The following is a 13,280-nucleotide window of genomic DNA, read 5'->3' as shown; positions in this document are numbered from 1 at the left end:
CTGGTGGCCCGGCCGGCGCTGTTGGCGGCGGCTGTGGTCCTCTGGGCGGCTCTGGGCGTCTCGGCGGCTCTGGGCGTCTCAGCTGGCCAGCTGGCGCGGAGCGGGAACCGCGTCGAGAGTTCCGCTGGACTCCGGACTCTCGCTTCGCGGGGGTGCCTCCTCCCCCGCTCCGGGATGCACCACGGCGACAGCTTGTGACGCCTGAGCAAAGAGGGACGTGATGGCATCGAGCAGATCACGGGGCATGAGGTCATCTCCCGATCGGGGAACGGAGCGATCCGACTATACCCCCTGGGGTATGCGTGGCCTTCCGTGGGGTACCCGATCGCGATCCAGTCGCCAGGAGAGTCAGTCAGTCGTGCGCCGGTTGAATGCGCGCAGCGCGAGCGGCGCGACCACCGCGGTGATCGCCAACGACCACAGTGCCGTCGCCAGCTCGGGATGATGCATCGGCCAGGGGGCGTCGGCCCTGACCGCGGCGCCGGCGACGCCCCAGTTGTCGCGCATCGCCTGGGAGAGTGCACTGATCGGGTTCCACTCGGCGAGGGTCCGCAGCCAGGCGGGCATGACGTCAGTGCGGGCAAAGGCGTTGGATAGGAAGGTAACCGGGAAGATCGTTGTGAACATCAGGCCGTTGACCGCTTCGACCGAGCGCATGGCCGAGCCGACGAGAATCCCGATCCAGATCATCGCGAAACCGAAAAGGAGCAGCAGGGCGTAGCCGAGCAGTCCCCGCGCGATGCCTTCGCCGATGCGCCAGCCGATGAACAGCCCGGTCACCGACATCACGGCGACGCCGATGCTCGAGTGGATCAGTGCCGACAGGGCCCGCGAAACCAGGATCGAAGACCGTTGAATCGGCAAGGAGCGCAGCCGGTCGACCATGCCCTTGCCGATGTCGGTGTTGAGTCCGATCGCGACGATGAAGGCACTAAAGGCGATCGTCTGCGCCATGATCCCGGGCAGCAGCCACGGCTTATAGTCGACGCCGGGCACCTGGATCGAACCGCCGAAGACGTAGGCGAAGAGCAAGACGAACATGACCGGCTGGATCGTGACGTCGGTCAACATCTCCGGTTGTCGCTTGATGTGAGTCAGGTTGCGCCGGACCAAAGTCAGGATTTGGCGAACCCGTCTGGAGCCGGTCGGCCGCTCCGGGCGGGAGCGGACCGCGATAGCTTCCGGTGCGGCGGTCATACGGGTGCCTCCTCGTTTGCGGTCTCCTCGGCCCGGTGCCCGGTCAGGGCGAGGAAGACGTCGTCCAGGCTGGGACGCTGCATCCCCAGGTCATCCACCTCGATGCCGGCTGCCTCCAACCGGCTGGCGATTTGCGCGAGCGCCGCGACGTCGCCGCCCGGCGCGGCGAGCCGGCGCGCGTCGTGGTCGACGTGCAGGCCATCGACGAGTTCCCGGAGCAGATCGGCGGCCGGCGCCACGGCGTCGTGCCGGGAGACGGTGATGACCAAACTCGTTGCCCCCGATTGGTTCTTCAACTCCAGCGGAGTCCCCTCGGCGATGATCCGGCCATGGTCGATGACGACCAGCCGGTCGGCGAGCTGGTCGGCTTCGTCGAGATATTGGGTCGTGAGCAGCAGCGTCGTGCCGTCGCGGACCAGGTCGCGCAGCACCTCCCACAACTCGACCCGGCTGCGCGGGTCGAGGCCGGTGGTCGGCTCGTCCAGGAGGAGGACCGGCGGGTGGGCGATGAGGCTGACCGCGAGGTCGATGCGCCGGCGCATACCGCCGGAGTAGTCCTTGACGACCTTGTCGCCGGCCTCGGTGAGCGAGAACCGCTCGAGGAGTTCGTCGGCGCGGGAGCGGACCTGCCCGCGCGGCATACCGTAAAGGTCACCGATGAGCCGAAGGTTCTCGCGGCCGGTCAGCAACTCATCGACGGTCGCGCTCTGGGCGGTCAGCCCCATGCTGGCGCGAACCGCCTCGGGCGCGCGAACGACGTCGTGGCCGGCGACTCGCGCCGTCCCGCGGGTGGGGATCGCGAGCGTCGTCAGCATCCGCACGATCGTCGTCTTGCCCGCGCCATTGGGACCGAGCAGGCCAAAGACGCTGCCCTGCGGCACCGCGAAGCTCACGTCGTCCACGGCGGTGAAGTCGCCGAACTTCTTGACCAAGCGCTCGGCCTCGATCACGGCTCTCGTCATGGCCACAGCCTCTCAGGTGGCGCCGACAGCCTCTACCGGTTTAGCGCCAGCGGGGGTGCGTCAGCCGGTCACCCCCCTCGGTAGCAAGCGCCGCCGACCTGCAGAAGGTGCCGTATACCTCACCTATATTGCAGGACACCGCATGCTGGCCGCGATGAGATCGTTCGCGGCTAGCGCCGAGACGGTTGCGTCACGCGATCAGGTCGGCTGGGCGGATCGTGACCGGGTAGGGCAGGCCAAGAGCCACGGCTTCATCCCCCGAGGCGAAGCCGACCTGGACGTAAACCCCATCCCGCAGGTCCCAGGCAATGATGCTCGGCACATCCGGATCCACCACCCAATACGACGGGCACCCCGCAGCCTCCAGCCGAGAACGCTTGAGCAACAAATCGATCCGCCGCGTGCTCGGCGAGAGGATCTCCACGGCAAGCACCGGAGCCGTGGGCAGATTGCGCTCGGTCAAATCCGCCCGACGCACCACCAACACGTCCGGCTGCAGCACGGTGTCGTCGGCCAGCACCACATCGAATGGGGCATGCAAGATCGCATACCCCGGCGGCAGGCCGCTGAGCAGGGTGACCCCGAGCTGGAAGGACGCCAGTTGATGCCGCGTTGCGGGAGCCGGGGTCACGACCAGGACCCCGTCGATGAGTTCATACCGATGCCCATCCTCCGGCGTGCTCTCCAGATCCGCCACCGTCAGCGGTCGACTCCTGGGCAAGGTGGTCATAGCTGTCATGGTCCCTCAATTCCTCCGTCACCGTCATCCCCACAGCCTGGCAGCAACCCCGGACAAGCTCGCCGAGTTATCCACAGCTCGCAGCTCAGGCTGCTCCTCCGCTGGCGGCTCATCAACGGGCAGCTGTGGATAACTGCACACCGGCGTCGGGCCTTGCCGTCAGGCTGACGTTATGACATCGGGCGACGAAATGAGGAACGATGACGGCCATGACCGCCTTGCCCCGGAGTCGACCGCTGACGGTGGCGGATCTCGACGCTGCGCCCGAGGACGGGCACCGGTATGAGCTCATCGACGGGGCCCTGGTCGTGACGCCCGCACCGGTGCCCCTGCACCAGCGTGCCGCCTTCGAGTTGGCCGTCGCCCTGCGGCAGGGCCGGCCACAGGAGTTGGAGATCATGCTCGCCCCCCTTGATGTGGTGCTGGCCGACGACACCGTGCTACAACCCGATGTGGTGGTGGTGCGGCGCGCGGATCTGACCGAACGCAATCTGCCGACGGCTCCGGTGCTGGCGGTCGAGATCCTTTCGCCGAGCACACGGCGGATCGATTTGTTGTTGAAGCGCTCTCGGTTGGAGGCGGCGGGGTGCCCGTCGTATTGGGTGGTGGATCCGGATGTGCCGAGCATCATCGCCTGGGACCTGCACGACGGGGTGTACGTCGAGACGGGCGCCGCCACGGCCGAGCAGGAGGTGCGGCTGGACCTGCCTTATCCGGTCGTCATCTGCCCGGCCAACCTGATCGCCTGACCACGGAGGACGTCATGGCAGACCTGACCCCCTATCTCGCCGTCCGCGACGCCCGCGCCGCCATTGACTGGTATGCCGAGGCGTTCGGCGCGACCGTATCGTTCGATCCGATCGTCATGCCCGACAACCGGATCGGCCACGTCGAGCTGGCTCTTGGTGATGCCCGGATGATGATGGCCGACGAGCACCCCGAGATCGGTGTCGTCGCCCCGGAGCCGGACCAGGCTGCGGTGACGCTGCACCTGCGTGTGGCCGACTGCGCCCAGACCACGGAGCGCGCAGTCGCGGCCGGGGCGCGGCTCGACCGGGAGCCGGCGGAGTCCGCGGGCGGGATCGGGTCGGTGATCACCGACCCCTTCGGGCATCGGCGGATGCTGCGCCAGGAGTGACGGCGCGGCGCAGGCCGCGGATCGCCAACGGGGTGAGCGCGCCCTTGACGGCTCGCATGGCCTCGGCGACGACGAGGGCCACCGGGAGGTGACGCTCACCGACGAGCGGGTTCGGAACCGCGAACATCACCGTGAAGAACAGCCCCCACGAGGCGACGATCGCGGAGCCCACCCACGCCAGCGCCATCGGTATCCAGGCCGGCCAGGGCCCCGGGCGCCGCCGCGCCAGCAGCGTCAGCCCACCGAGGCACAGCAGGGCTGCCAAGACCGCCAGCACATCGTGCCCCCCGACCCCCAGGCCAGTGCTTGTCGAGGCGAGTGCCGCCGTGGTCAGGCAGATCCCGACCATGAACACCCCGTGCGCGAGGCCGACGCGCCGAGCCCGGGCCGGGGCGGATGGCAGGTCGGCAAGCCGCATACGCCAGATCGGTCGCACCCAGCGCTCCCACGCGTGCAACGCGAAGAGCAGGCCCAGGCAGACACCCAGCACCGCGAACGCGCCATAGACGACGGTGTAGACCCACGGTTGGGCGGCATCGCTCGCGGGCGGCCGCGCCGGGCCCGTGCCGCTCACGGCGAGGATCCCTCGGATCGGCAGGAGAAGCAGGATGCCTCCCAGCAGGCCGCTGCCCACATACATCGGCACGGCGATGAGCCAGCCCGGCCGGCACGGGCGGCGTCCCCGGCATCGTCGCCCGCGACGTGGTTCCCGAGGTGCAAGCGTTGGCGCGGCAGAGCGGCATACCGATCGAGCTGGCGCTCCCAGCGCTCCTGCGGGTCGACGCCGCGGTGGCGGACGCGGCCTACCGCGTCGTGCAGGAGGGGGTGACCAATGCCGGCAAGCATGGCGCCGGTGCAGCGCGGGTGGCCGTGGGCGTCAGGGAGGGAACGATCGAGATCGTCGTGAGCAATCCGTTACCCAACAGGGCTGTCGGCACGGGGGGTGGTGCCGGTCTGGCCGGCTTGAGGGAACGGGTTCTGCTCGCTGGCGGCGCGCTCGAGGCTGGCGCCGACGGGACGACGTGGGTGCTGCGCGCCCGCATACCAGGATGAGCGGCATACCTATTCGCGTCGTTGTTGCCGACGACGACGCGCTCGTCCGCTCGGGATTGTCGGCGATCCTGTCCACGGAGGACGACATCGACGTGGTCGGCGAGGCGATCGACGGTGCCGACGTGCTTGGGGTGGTCGCCCGCACGCGCCCGGACATCGTGCTGATGGATGTGCGGATGCCGCGGATCGACGGGATCGAGGCCACCCGGCGGCTGGCCGGCCGCGCCGACGGCCCCGCGGTCGTCGTGATCACGACCTTCGAGAGCGACTCGGCCGTGGGCGACGCACTGGCTGCGGGAGCGCGGTCCGTCGCGTGGCTGGCGTGCGCCGGGCAGCCGCCACGCCGGCCTGGACGGCCCGGCTCACCGCGCGCGAACGCGAGGTGCTGGCCCTGATCGCTCGGGGACTGACCAACGCCGAGGTGGCGAGCGCGCTCGTCCTCTCCACCGAAACCGTCAAGACCCACGTTCGGGCCCTGCTCGCCAAGTCAGGTTCGCGACACCGCACCGAACCCGTCGTGCGGGCCTACGAGGCCGGCGTCCTGGAGTGATCCGCGGCGAGCCCTGGAACGACACCGGCGAGTTCAGGGCCGGGGAGTGCGATCCCCGCCTGCCCGTCGGCCGAGGTGGACGATGACGTCAGCGCAAACCTTCACCTCGCCGGGCAGGACCCGCGCGATCGCCGACAGCGCCTGCCTCCGGGTGTGCTCCGGAAGCTGCAGATAGGCCGAGACCGTCCCCAGGTAGCCGACGAACCCGGCCCGGGAGAGCCTGATTCGCCGCTTGATGACGAGTTGGGTGACATCCTCGAAGAGACCGCAGGCAGCCACCTCCGTCCCGGGCCAGAGCATCGGCGAATCGGCCGCGGCCCCATCCGGTGGGGGCACCTCGCCCGTCTCGAGATAGGGGGAATGCGCGGCCTGGACGCGGGCGGCCAGCATAGGGTCGGCGAGCCGGACGGGTCCACCCACATTGGTGAAGACGCCGCCCGGTTCCACCCAGGCCGCCACCCGGTCCCAGCGGCCATCCGGCTGGGTCCAGTGCAGCGCGGCTGCGGCGAGCACGAGGTCGTAGCGACGGGAGATCGCGATGTCCTCGAACGCCGCCTGGATGATCTCGGCCGCGGGAACCTGGGTCCGGAGTTCGGCGAGCATGGCCGGGTCGGGATCGGTGGCGGTCACCGCCACCCCGTTGGCGACGAGCAGCCGGGTCGCCTTCCCCGTGCCGGCGCCGATCTCCAGCGCGGAGCGGATCGGGTGGGCGGCATACGCGCGGATGACGTCCACGAGCCGCTGCGGATAGCCCGGCCGGAAGCGCTCGTAGGCTTCGGCCGTGGAGCCGAAGCTGAGCGCACGCGTCGACATACCCGCCAGCCTCTCATGTCACACGGAGCGAAGCCTCCGGCTCGACTTAGCGCACGGTGGTCAAGGTCCCCATAGGCAGCACCCTGGTGGGGGGCCGCGAACTAACTTCTGCTAGCAGAAGTTCCTCGGCCCCCCGGCCCCGTCTCGAGCCGCGCCCGGTGATCAGTTGGCGGTGGTGGCCGAGCTGGGCGCACCCGGCAACGTGGTGCCCTGCTGTCCAGTTCCGCCCTGCTGAGCGCCGCCCTGCTGGCCGCCGGGGACGCCGCCAGGGCCCATTCCTCCGTGCGGGCCGCCCATGCCCGGGCCGCCGGTGCGCTCGGTGATCGTCTTGAGGTCGGCGCTGACGTCGTAGGACATCGGCGAGCCGTCCTTGGTGCCGCGCACGTCATACGAACCGTCCGCGTCCTTCTCGACCGACTCGACCGTAAAGCCCGAGTCCTTCGCCTTGACCGCAGCGACGACCTTGTCCTTCTCCGAGCCGGTGACCGCGGTGTGCTGCCCGCCCATGTCACCGTGGGGACCTCCCATGCCCGGGCCGCCGGTGCGCTCGGTGATCGTCTTGAGGTCGGCGCTGACGTCGTAGGACATCGGCGAGCCGTCCTTGGTGCCGCGCACGTCATACGAACCGTCCGCGTCCTTCTCGACCGACTCGACCGTAAAGCCCGAGTCCTTGGCCGTCACCGCGGCGACCACCTTGTCCTTCTCCGAGCCGGTGACCGCGGTGTGCTGCCCGCCCATGCCCCCGTCACGGCCCATTCCCGGCGCCCCGGCCGGGGCCTGGCCCTGGTTGGCGGAACCGGATCCGCCTCCTGCCTGGCCGCCGTTGGCTTGGGCCGCGCCGTTGCTCGCTGCGCTGGAGGAGGTCGTCGTCGGGCTGGCTTGATCGTCGGCGTTCGCGAGCGCGGCCGCACCGGCGACGACGACGCCGGCGGCGGCGAACGAGGCGACCGCCAGGCCAATCTTGGAAACTGCCATGGGTGTTGTGCTCCTTGATGTCGTGGACGGCGCCGTTCGCCGTCCGCTGCGATGTCTCCACGATCGAGACCGCGGCTGTCAGCAGGCTGTGGTCGACCTCGGCGGCCGATAAGCATCCCCGCTCAAACCGAGCACCGCTACTCACGTGCGGCGCCGCAGCCGCGGCATACGGTGAAGAGGTCCGCAACCGATGAGGAGACCCCCGCATGCGCTGGATCGGCAGGATTCTCGGCGGCGTGCTCGCGCTCGTGCTCGTCGTCTACCTTGCGATGAACCTCTATGCCTGGTTCTCCGCCAAGAACAACAAGAACGCCGCGCGCGAGCGGTTGACCACCCAGCTGACCACCGCGTTGCCCGCGGCGCGCGAGCACCAACGTCAGATCGCCGAGGCCCTCGGCCCGCCGGATCACAGCTGGCGCACCCAGCGGTGCGACGTCAAGACCCACGATGTCGGCTGGATGGTGCAGAACTACCGGCAGGAGTGTCAGCTGCAGGCCATCGATGCGTATGCTGCGGACTCGCTGGAGGAGGCTCGCGCCCGTCTCGCCGCCGCGCCCGCCGAACTGGTCGGCGATCCCTCCGACGAGGAGGCCATCGGCCGGTGCACGACTATCCGGGCCCGGGCCGACGACGGTAGCGGACAGGCCGGCGACACGAGCGTGGCGTCGGTCTTGGTCGGGCCCGACCCGGGCGGGTCGGAGTACTGGTGCGGCGCCGGTTTCGCGCCGTCCCAATATCGGCCCGAGCAGGTCGTCAGCGGCGACCATGTCAGCCTCGACGGCGACCGGTCCTGGCTCGTCGTCAGCCGGATGCAGCATCTCGGCAGCGACTCAATCGGCTGCTCCCGCTGGACGGTGCTGTTTTGCAGCGAGCCGTCCGGGCTGCCGGTTTTTGGCTCGGTGAACAGCCGCTGACGCGCGCACCCTGCGGATGCGCGAGACTGAGGCCATGAGCACGGAGCCCGCTACCACCCCCACGACCGGCACGCGCGCGGACGGGGGCGGCCCGGGGCGCACGATCGCCGTTCTGGGTGCCGGCGGAGTAGGTGGTCTGCTCGCGGCACTGCTCGCTCGCGCGGGCCATCGCGTGCTCGTCCTCGCCCGGGAGGAAAGCGCATTCCAACTCGTCACCGACGGCATCACCGTGCGCAGTGGGGTCTTCGGCGACTTCACCGCAACGGTCTCTGCCGCGCCCGTCCTACACGAGCCGGTCGATGCCGTCCTGGTGACGGTCAAGGGCACCGCGCTGGACGAAGCGCTCGGCCGCGTGCCCGCGCGGGCTCTGGGCGGCGCCTCGGTCGTGCCCTTCCTCAACGGGTTCGAGCACGTGGCCACGCTGCGCCGCCGCTACCCGGCCGAGCAGGTGATCCCGGGGACCATCCGGGTCGAGTCGACCCGAGTCGCGCCTGGGGAGATCGTGCACGACAGCGCGTTCGCCGATATCGAGCTCGCCGGCCCGGACCTCGCCCGGGCCGAGCACTTGGCGCAGCTCTTCCGCGGCGCCGGCCTGCAGGCGAGTGTGGCCGACGACGAGAACGCGATGCTATGGCGCAAGCTGGCTTTCCTCGCCCCGTTCGCCGCGCTGACCACGCGCCACCGCGTTTCCGGGGACATCGTGATCGCGAGGCACCGCGACGAGCTGAACGCCGTCGTGCGCGAGATTGCCGCCGTCGCTGCCGCCGCTGGCTGTCAGACCGATCCGGACGCGACGGTCGCTGCCGTCAGGCGGTTTGCGCCCGGGGCCAAGTCCTCGATGCTCCGCGACGCCGAGGCGGGCCGGTCGCTGGAACTCGATAGCATCCTCGGCGCCGTGCTGCGGGCGGCCGAAGCCCGCGGCATACCGACTCCCAGGCTGCGCGAGGCAATCGCGGCAATTGTGTCGGCGCCCGATGTCGAGAGCCGGTGATCGGCTCCGACGTCTCCCGCACGAGGCCCTGATCCGGGGCCACCGACGAGAGGCACCTCGATGAAGTACGTCATCTTGATTCACTCCAACCCCCAGCCCTGGGGACACCCGACCAGCGACTTCAACGCCGAATACCAGAAGCTGTCGCCGCAGGAGCGGGAGCGGGGCGGCGCCGCGTTCGAGGCGTTGCTGACGCAGATGCAGGACGCCAGCGAGCTGGTCAGCGCCGAAGCGCTCGGCGACCCCGCGGCCGCGACCCTTTATCGCTGGGACGGCGGCGTAGTCGCCTCCGACGGCCCGTATGCCGAGACCAAGGAACACTTCGCCGGCTATTTCCTGATCGACGTGGCCAGCCGGGAGCGCGCCGAGGAGATCGCGGCCGCCTTCGCCTGCCCGGGCGACATCATCGAGCTGCGGCCAACGATGTGGCCCGGTGGCGACGACGCGTGACCCGTTGGCGGTGACGACCGGGGTCGATCCCGCCCAATGGCGGGTGCACACCCCGGCCGTCCTGGCCGCGCTGCTGCGGCGCAGCGGGGACTTCGGGGCCTGCGAGGACGCCGTCCAGGAGGCGCTGCTCGCCGCGGCACTCCAGTGGCCCCGAGACGGTATGCCGCAGGACCCCAAGGCCTGGCTGATCCGCGTCGCCGCGCGCCGGCTGATCGACGCCGACCGCGCCCGGCTGGCGCGGGAGCGTCGCGAGGACGACCTCGCCGCGCGGGAGCCGATGCACGCGTGGGTCGCGCCGGGCGCCGACGCGGCGATCACCGAGTTCGAGCCTCGACAGGGCCAGGACGACACGCTCCGGATGCTGCTCTTGTGCGCCCACCCGGCGCTGCCGCCGACCTCCCAGGTGGCGCTCGCGCTGCGAGCGGTCGCGGGCCTGACGACCAAGCAGATCGCCGCCGGCTTCCTGGTGCCGGAGGCAACGATGGCGCAGCGGATCAGCCGCGCGAAGGCGACCCTGCGCGCGGCCGGTGGCCACTTCCCGGATCCCGCGCAGGACGAACTCGCCGTGCGACTCGCCGCGGTGCGTCAGGTGCTCTATCTCGCCTTCACCGAAGGCCACACCGCCTCCAGCGGAACGCAATTGACGGACGGCGATCTGACCAGCGAGGCGGTGCGGTTGACCGAACGCCTGCACCGCGCGACGCCCGATGACCCCGAGACCGCCGGCCTGCTCGCGCTGATGCTCCTCACCGAGGCGAGAGCAGCGGCCCGCATGACGGCCGGCGGCGACCTGATCCCGCTCGGCGAGCAGGACAGGCGGCTGTGGCGGCATACGGACATCGAGCGGGGCATCGCCCTGGTGACCGCCGCGCTGCCGCGCGGGCCGACCGGGCCGTTCCAGCTGCAGGCGGCGATCGCCGCGGTTCACGCCGAGGCACCTTCGCCGGAGGAGACCGACTGGCTGCAGATCACGATCCTCTATCGGATGCTGCTGCGCGCCGGCCCTTCACCGGCCGCGCAGATCGGCTACGCCGTGGCGACCGGTATGGCGCACGGTGCGGATGCGGGACTGGCCGCCCTGGCGCCGTTGTTGCGCGACAAGGCGTTCTCCCGCAACCATCGCCTGCACGCGGCACACGGGCATCTGCTCGAGCTGGCCGGCCAGAGTGAACAGGCGCGGGCGGCCTTCGAGCTGGCGGCGCGGCTGACCGCGAGCATCCCCGAGCAGCGCTATCTCGCCCGCAAGGCCGCCGCCGATCTACCCTCGCAGGCGTGCCGCCCCATTCGCTGATCGTCGCCGACGGCCGCAAGTCGACCTATGGCATCGCGGCGATTCTCGGGGCGATCGAGGAGCTGGACGAGGCGGCATACCCGGTGATCGAGTGGCCGACGCGGGCGCGGCCGCTCACCGATCTGATCGGGAGAGCCGTGGGCGCCGGTCGGCGGGCCGTGGTGCTGTGGTTGTTCTTCTCGACGAGCTTCACGAGCGCGACGGCGCTGGTCGCCGCACTCAACGCCGGCGAACCGCTCGCCGCCGTCCCCGGGCTGGCGAGCCTGGACGAATCCGGGTCTTTCGCGCCTCGAAGGGTCGTCCGCTCGACCACCTCGATGACTGCCCGAGCTTTTCCGTGCGCGCCGGACGCGTCGGGCCGATCGAGATCACCCGCGGCTGCATCTATGCCTGCAAATTCTGCCAGACGCCGTTCCTCTTCAAAGCGCGCTTCCGGCACCGCTCGATCGCCAGCGTGCGGGAACACGTACGCCGCCAGCTGACCCTCGACATGACCGACGTGCGCTTCCTAACGCCCACGTCGATGTCCTATGGCGCCCAAGGCGAAACGCCGGATCTGGACGCGATCGAGCGGCTGCTCCTCGCTGTGCGTGCGGAGTTGCCCAGCCATGGCCGCGTCTATTTCGGTAGCTTCCCCAGCGAGATTCGCCCCGAGCATGCAAGTGTCGAGGCGCTGTCTCTCGTGAAGCGCTTGTGCGACAACAACAATGTGATCATCGGTGGCCAATCCGGCTCTGACCGTATGCTGCTCGCCGCCGGCCGCGGACACGACACCCAGGTCGTGCTCACGGCAAGTCGAGAACTGCAACCGGGTCGGCATCCGGGCCAATGTCGATGTCTTGTTTGGGATGCCCGGCGAAAGCGAGGCGGATGCGGAGGCGACGATCGCCTTGTGCCGGGACCTGGCCGCGCGGGGGGCGCGCATCCACACGCACACCTTCATGCCGCTGCCCGGCACTCCGTGGAGCCATCAGCTGCCCGGGGTGATCGGCGCTCCGCTGCGGCGGGCGATTCAGGAGTTGGAGGCGCGCGGGCAGGCATACGGCTCGTGGGAGGCCCAGCAGGCGCTCGCGCAGGAGCTGGCCGCCTTTGAGTCGTTCACCAATCGGCGCAAGGCCGCGCGCAGCCGAGCATGACGGGGGTCACGTAGGGTTAGCGTGCTGGCATGATTGAGCGGCAGCCCGCGCCCGGCCCGGACCAGCCGGTCACCGACGCGCAGTTGGCGGCCGAGCGGCTCACCGAGGTGCCCGGGATCGTGGGTGTCGTGCTCGGCGGGAGCCGGGCGCGGGGAACGCACACGGCCCGCGTCCGACGTCGACCTCGGCCTGTACTACGTGGCGCCGCTCGATCTCGACGCGCTCGCCGCGCTGGCCCGTGCGGTGGCCGGTCCCGAGGAGCGGGTCACGCCGCTGGGGGCGTGGGGGCCCGTGGGTCGACGGCGGCGCCTGGCTGCGCGTCGACGGGCATCCGGTCGACTGGATCTATCGTGACCTGACCCGGGTGCAGGAGTCGATCGACGAGGCCCTCGCCGGACGATTCGGGTGGCATCACCAGACGGGACATCCGCTCGGGGTGCCGTCCTTCTTGTATGCCGCTGAGCTCGCCACCGGGCGGATTCTCAGCGACCCGTCCGGGCGGCTGGCGGCGGCTCGGGAGGCGGTGGTGAGCTATCCACCGACGCTGGCCGAGCGGGTCATTGAGGGCGGCCTGTGGGAGTCGGGATTCACTCTGGAGATCGCCGCCAAGGCCGCCGCACGGGGCGACGTCGACTATGTCGCCGGCTGCCTTTTCCGCGCCGTACTGCTGCTCGCCCACGTCATCCACGCCCGGGCGGGGGTCTGGCTGACCAACGAGAAGGGAGCGATGACCGCGGCAGACCGGCTCCGCGGCGCCCCGCCCGACTTCGCGGCGCGCGCGGTTGCCACCTTCACCGGGTTGGATTCTCGGCGGGAGGATCTGGAGAGCGCGATCGATGCCGCCAGGCGGCTGCGGGCAGACGTGAGCATGGTCGACGTCGCCTCTTAGCCTCGATCCGTGGATCGGTTGTGAGTCGCGGGTCGTGTGCGGTGTGCCGGGTTGTGGGGTGCCTTCTGGGACAGAAGGATTGATCTCGTGCGCCGGGCTGGCTCCGGTGATGGCGCTGGCTGAACAGGCGCGGATAGTATCGATCACAGTATCGATGATCTGCAGGTGGTCCGCTCGGGGGG

General features: G+C 70.2%; 18 protein-coding genes. 12 read left to right on the top strand and 6 right to left on the bottom strand.

Going from position 1 to position 13,280, the window contains the following annotated elements:
* Window positions 1–348: 348 nt before the first annotated feature.
* The 3 genes from V9G19_RS09045 to V9G19_RS09035 form a co-directional block, all read right to left on the bottom strand.
* Entirely contained in the window at window positions 349–1,197 is an 849-nt protein-coding gene (locus V9G19_RS09045) for an ABC transporter permease (protein WP_462285155.1), read from the bottom strand.
* On the bottom strand, window positions 1,194–2,159 hold the full coding sequence (locus tag V9G19_RS09040) for an ATP-binding cassette domain-containing protein (RefSeq protein WP_462285154.1): 966 nt from the start codon (window positions 2,157–2,159) through the stop codon (window positions 1,194–1,196). Before V9G19_RS09040 ends, V9G19_RS09045 begins: the two co-directional genes overlap by 4 nt.
* A gap of 190 nt (window positions 2,160–2,349) precedes the next feature.
* Window positions 2,350–2,889 carry a Uma2 family endonuclease gene (locus V9G19_RS09035; RefSeq protein WP_462285153.1) on the bottom strand — a complete coding sequence of 180 codons (540 nt, stop codon included), beginning with the start codon at window positions 2,887–2,889 and terminating at the stop codon, window positions 2,350–2,352.
* Window positions 2,890–3,107: 218 nt separating this feature from the next.
* On the opposite strand from V9G19_RS09035, the gene V9G19_RS09030 reads away from it, so the two are divergent.
* Entirely contained in the window at window positions 3,108–3,647 is a 540-nt protein-coding gene (locus tag V9G19_RS09030) for a Uma2 family endonuclease (RefSeq protein ID WP_462285152.1), read from the top strand.
* A 14-nt stretch (window positions 3,648–3,661) separates the two neighbouring features.
* Window positions 3,662–4,036 carry a VOC family protein gene (locus V9G19_RS09025; RefSeq protein WP_462285151.1) on the top strand — a complete coding sequence of 125 codons (375 nt, stop codon included), beginning with the start codon at window positions 3,662–3,664 and terminating at the stop codon, window positions 4,034–4,036.
* Here V9G19_RS09025 and V9G19_RS09020 read toward each other — a convergent pair.
* Complete coding sequence (locus V9G19_RS09020) at window positions 3,993–4,682, bottom strand: hypothetical protein (protein ID WP_462285150.1); 690 nt, start codon at window positions 4,680–4,682, stop codon at window positions 3,993–3,995. The two genes, V9G19_RS09025 and V9G19_RS09020, sit on opposite strands and share 44 nt — an antisense overlap.
* Window positions 4,683–4,759: 77 nt before the next feature.
* On the opposite strand from V9G19_RS09020, the gene V9G19_RS09015 reads away from it, so the two are divergent.
* From V9G19_RS09015 to V9G19_RS09005, 3 genes are read left to right on the top strand one after another with little or no spacing between them, the layout of a single operon-like run.
* On the top strand, window positions 4,760–5,089 hold the full coding sequence (locus V9G19_RS09015; RefSeq protein WP_462285149.1) for a hypothetical protein: 330 nt from the start codon (window positions 4,760–4,762) through the stop codon (window positions 5,087–5,089).
* Entirely contained in the window at window positions 5,086–5,484 is a 399-nt protein-coding gene (locus V9G19_RS09010) for a response regulator (protein ID WP_462285148.1), read from the top strand. Before V9G19_RS09015 ends, V9G19_RS09010 begins: the two co-directional genes overlap by 4 nt.
* Window positions 5,472–5,639, top strand: a complete 168-nt coding sequence (locus V9G19_RS09005) for a response regulator transcription factor (RefSeq protein ID WP_462285147.1) — start codon at window positions 5,472–5,474, stop codon at window positions 5,637–5,639. Before V9G19_RS09010 ends, V9G19_RS09005 begins: the two co-directional genes overlap by 13 nt.
* Window positions 5,640–5,672: 33 nt before the next feature.
* On the opposite strand, the gene V9G19_RS09000 is transcribed toward V9G19_RS09005, so the two are convergent.
* Both V9G19_RS09000 and V9G19_RS08995 read right to left on the bottom strand, forming a co-directional pair.
* Complete coding sequence (locus tag V9G19_RS09000) at window positions 5,673–6,452, bottom strand: class I SAM-dependent methyltransferase (protein WP_462285146.1); 780 nt, start codon at window positions 6,450–6,452, stop codon at window positions 5,673–5,675.
* A gap of 162 nt (window positions 6,453–6,614) precedes the next feature.
* The gene (locus V9G19_RS08995; RefSeq protein ID WP_462285145.1) at window positions 6,615–7,427 is read right to left on the bottom strand and encodes a hypothetical protein; all 813 of its coding nucleotides are present in this window, start codon (window positions 7,425–7,427) and stop codon (window positions 6,615–6,617) included.
* A gap of 206 nt (window positions 7,428–7,633) precedes the next feature.
* On the opposite strand from V9G19_RS08995, the gene V9G19_RS08990 reads away from it, so the two are divergent.
* The 7 genes from V9G19_RS08990 to V9G19_RS08960 all read left to right on the top strand — a co-directional run bounded on the left by V9G19_RS08990 (window position 7,634) and on the right by V9G19_RS08960 (window position 13,098).
* A complete protein-coding gene (locus V9G19_RS08990) occupies window positions 7,634–8,341 on the top strand; it encodes a hypothetical protein (protein WP_462285144.1) in 708 nt (235 codons plus the stop codon).
* Between the two features lie 34 nt (window positions 8,342–8,375).
* Entirely contained in the window at window positions 8,376–9,332 is a 957-nt protein-coding gene (locus tag V9G19_RS08985; protein WP_462285143.1) for a ketopantoate reductase family protein, read from the top strand.
* Between the two features lie 60 nt (window positions 9,333–9,392).
* The gene (locus tag V9G19_RS08980) at window positions 9,393–9,782 is read left to right on the top strand and encodes a YciI family protein (protein WP_462285142.1); all 390 of its coding nucleotides are present in this window, start codon (window positions 9,393–9,395) and stop codon (window positions 9,780–9,782) included.
* Entirely contained in the window at window positions 9,766–11,073 is a 1,308-nt protein-coding gene (locus V9G19_RS08975) for an RNA polymerase sigma factor (RefSeq protein ID WP_462285141.1), read from the top strand. The genes V9G19_RS08980 and V9G19_RS08975 overlap by 17 nt, the downstream gene beginning before the upstream one ends.
* Complete coding sequence (locus V9G19_RS08970) at window positions 11,055–11,555, top strand: hypothetical protein (protein ID WP_462285456.1); 501 nt, start codon at window positions 11,055–11,057, stop codon at window positions 11,553–11,555. The genes V9G19_RS08975 and V9G19_RS08970 overlap by 19 nt, the downstream gene beginning before the upstream one ends.
* Window positions 11,441–12,166, top strand: a complete 726-nt coding sequence (locus V9G19_RS08965) for a radical SAM protein (protein WP_462285441.1) — start codon at window positions 11,441–11,443, stop codon at window positions 12,164–12,166. The genes V9G19_RS08970 and V9G19_RS08965 overlap by 115 nt, the downstream gene beginning before the upstream one ends.
* Window positions 12,167–12,447: 281 nt before the next feature.
* The gene (locus V9G19_RS08960; RefSeq protein ID WP_462285140.1) at window positions 12,448–13,098 is read left to right on the top strand and encodes a nucleotidyltransferase domain-containing protein; all 651 of its coding nucleotides are present in this window, start codon (window positions 12,448–12,450) and stop codon (window positions 13,096–13,098) included.
* Window positions 13,099–13,280: the final 182 nt, after the last annotated feature.

The organism is Nostocoides sp. (assembly GCF_037045025.1).
Taxonomy (GTDB): domain Bacteria; phylum Actinomycetota; class Actinomycetes; order Actinomycetales; family Dermatophilaceae; genus Nostocoides_A.
The sequence above is the reverse complement of the archived record's forward strand: the minus strand, read 5'-3'. Positions and strand labels throughout refer to the sequence as shown.

What these genes read in the sequence shown, in the direction of transcription:
- V9G19_RS09045 (WP_462285155.1), bottom strand. Translation starts at nt 1,197, where the DNA reads ATGACCGCCGCACCGGAAGCTATCGCGGTCCGCTCCCGCCCGGAGCGG.
- V9G19_RS09040 (WP_462285154.1), bottom strand. Translation starts at nt 2,159, where the DNA reads ATGACGAGAGCCGTGATCGAGGCCGAGCGCTTGGTCAAGAAGTTCGGC.
- V9G19_RS09035 (WP_462285153.1), bottom strand. Translation starts at nt 2,889, where the DNA reads ATGACCACCTTGCCCAGGAGTCGACCGCTGACGGTGGCGGATCTGGAG.
- V9G19_RS09030 (WP_462285152.1), top strand. Translation starts at nt 3,108, where the DNA reads ATGACCGCCTTGCCCCGGAGTCGACCGCTGACGGTGGCGGATCTCGAC.
- V9G19_RS09025 (WP_462285151.1), top strand. Translation starts at nt 3,662, where the DNA reads ATGGCAGACCTGACCCCCTATCTCGCCGTCCGCGACGCCCGCGCCGCC.
- V9G19_RS09010 (WP_462285148.1), top strand. Translation starts at nt 5,086, where the DNA reads ATGAGCGGCATACCTATTCGCGTCGTTGTTGCCGACGACGACGCGCTC.
- V9G19_RS09000 (WP_462285146.1), bottom strand. Translation starts at nt 6,452, where the DNA reads ATGTCGACGCGTGCGCTCAGCTTCGGCTCCACGGCCGAAGCCTACGAG.
- V9G19_RS08995 (WP_462285145.1), bottom strand. Translation starts at nt 7,427, where the DNA reads ATGGCAGTTTCCAAGATTGGCCTGGCGGTCGCCTCGTTCGCCGCCGCC.
- V9G19_RS08990 (WP_462285144.1), top strand. Translation starts at nt 7,634, where the DNA reads ATGCGCTGGATCGGCAGGATTCTCGGCGGCGTGCTCGCGCTCGTGCTC.
- V9G19_RS08985 (WP_462285143.1), top strand. Translation starts at nt 8,376, where the DNA reads ATGAGCACGGAGCCCGCTACCACCCCCACGACCGGCACGCGCGCGGAC.
- V9G19_RS08980 (WP_462285142.1), top strand. Translation starts at nt 9,393, where the DNA reads ATGAAGTACGTCATCTTGATTCACTCCAACCCCCAGCCCTGGGGACAC.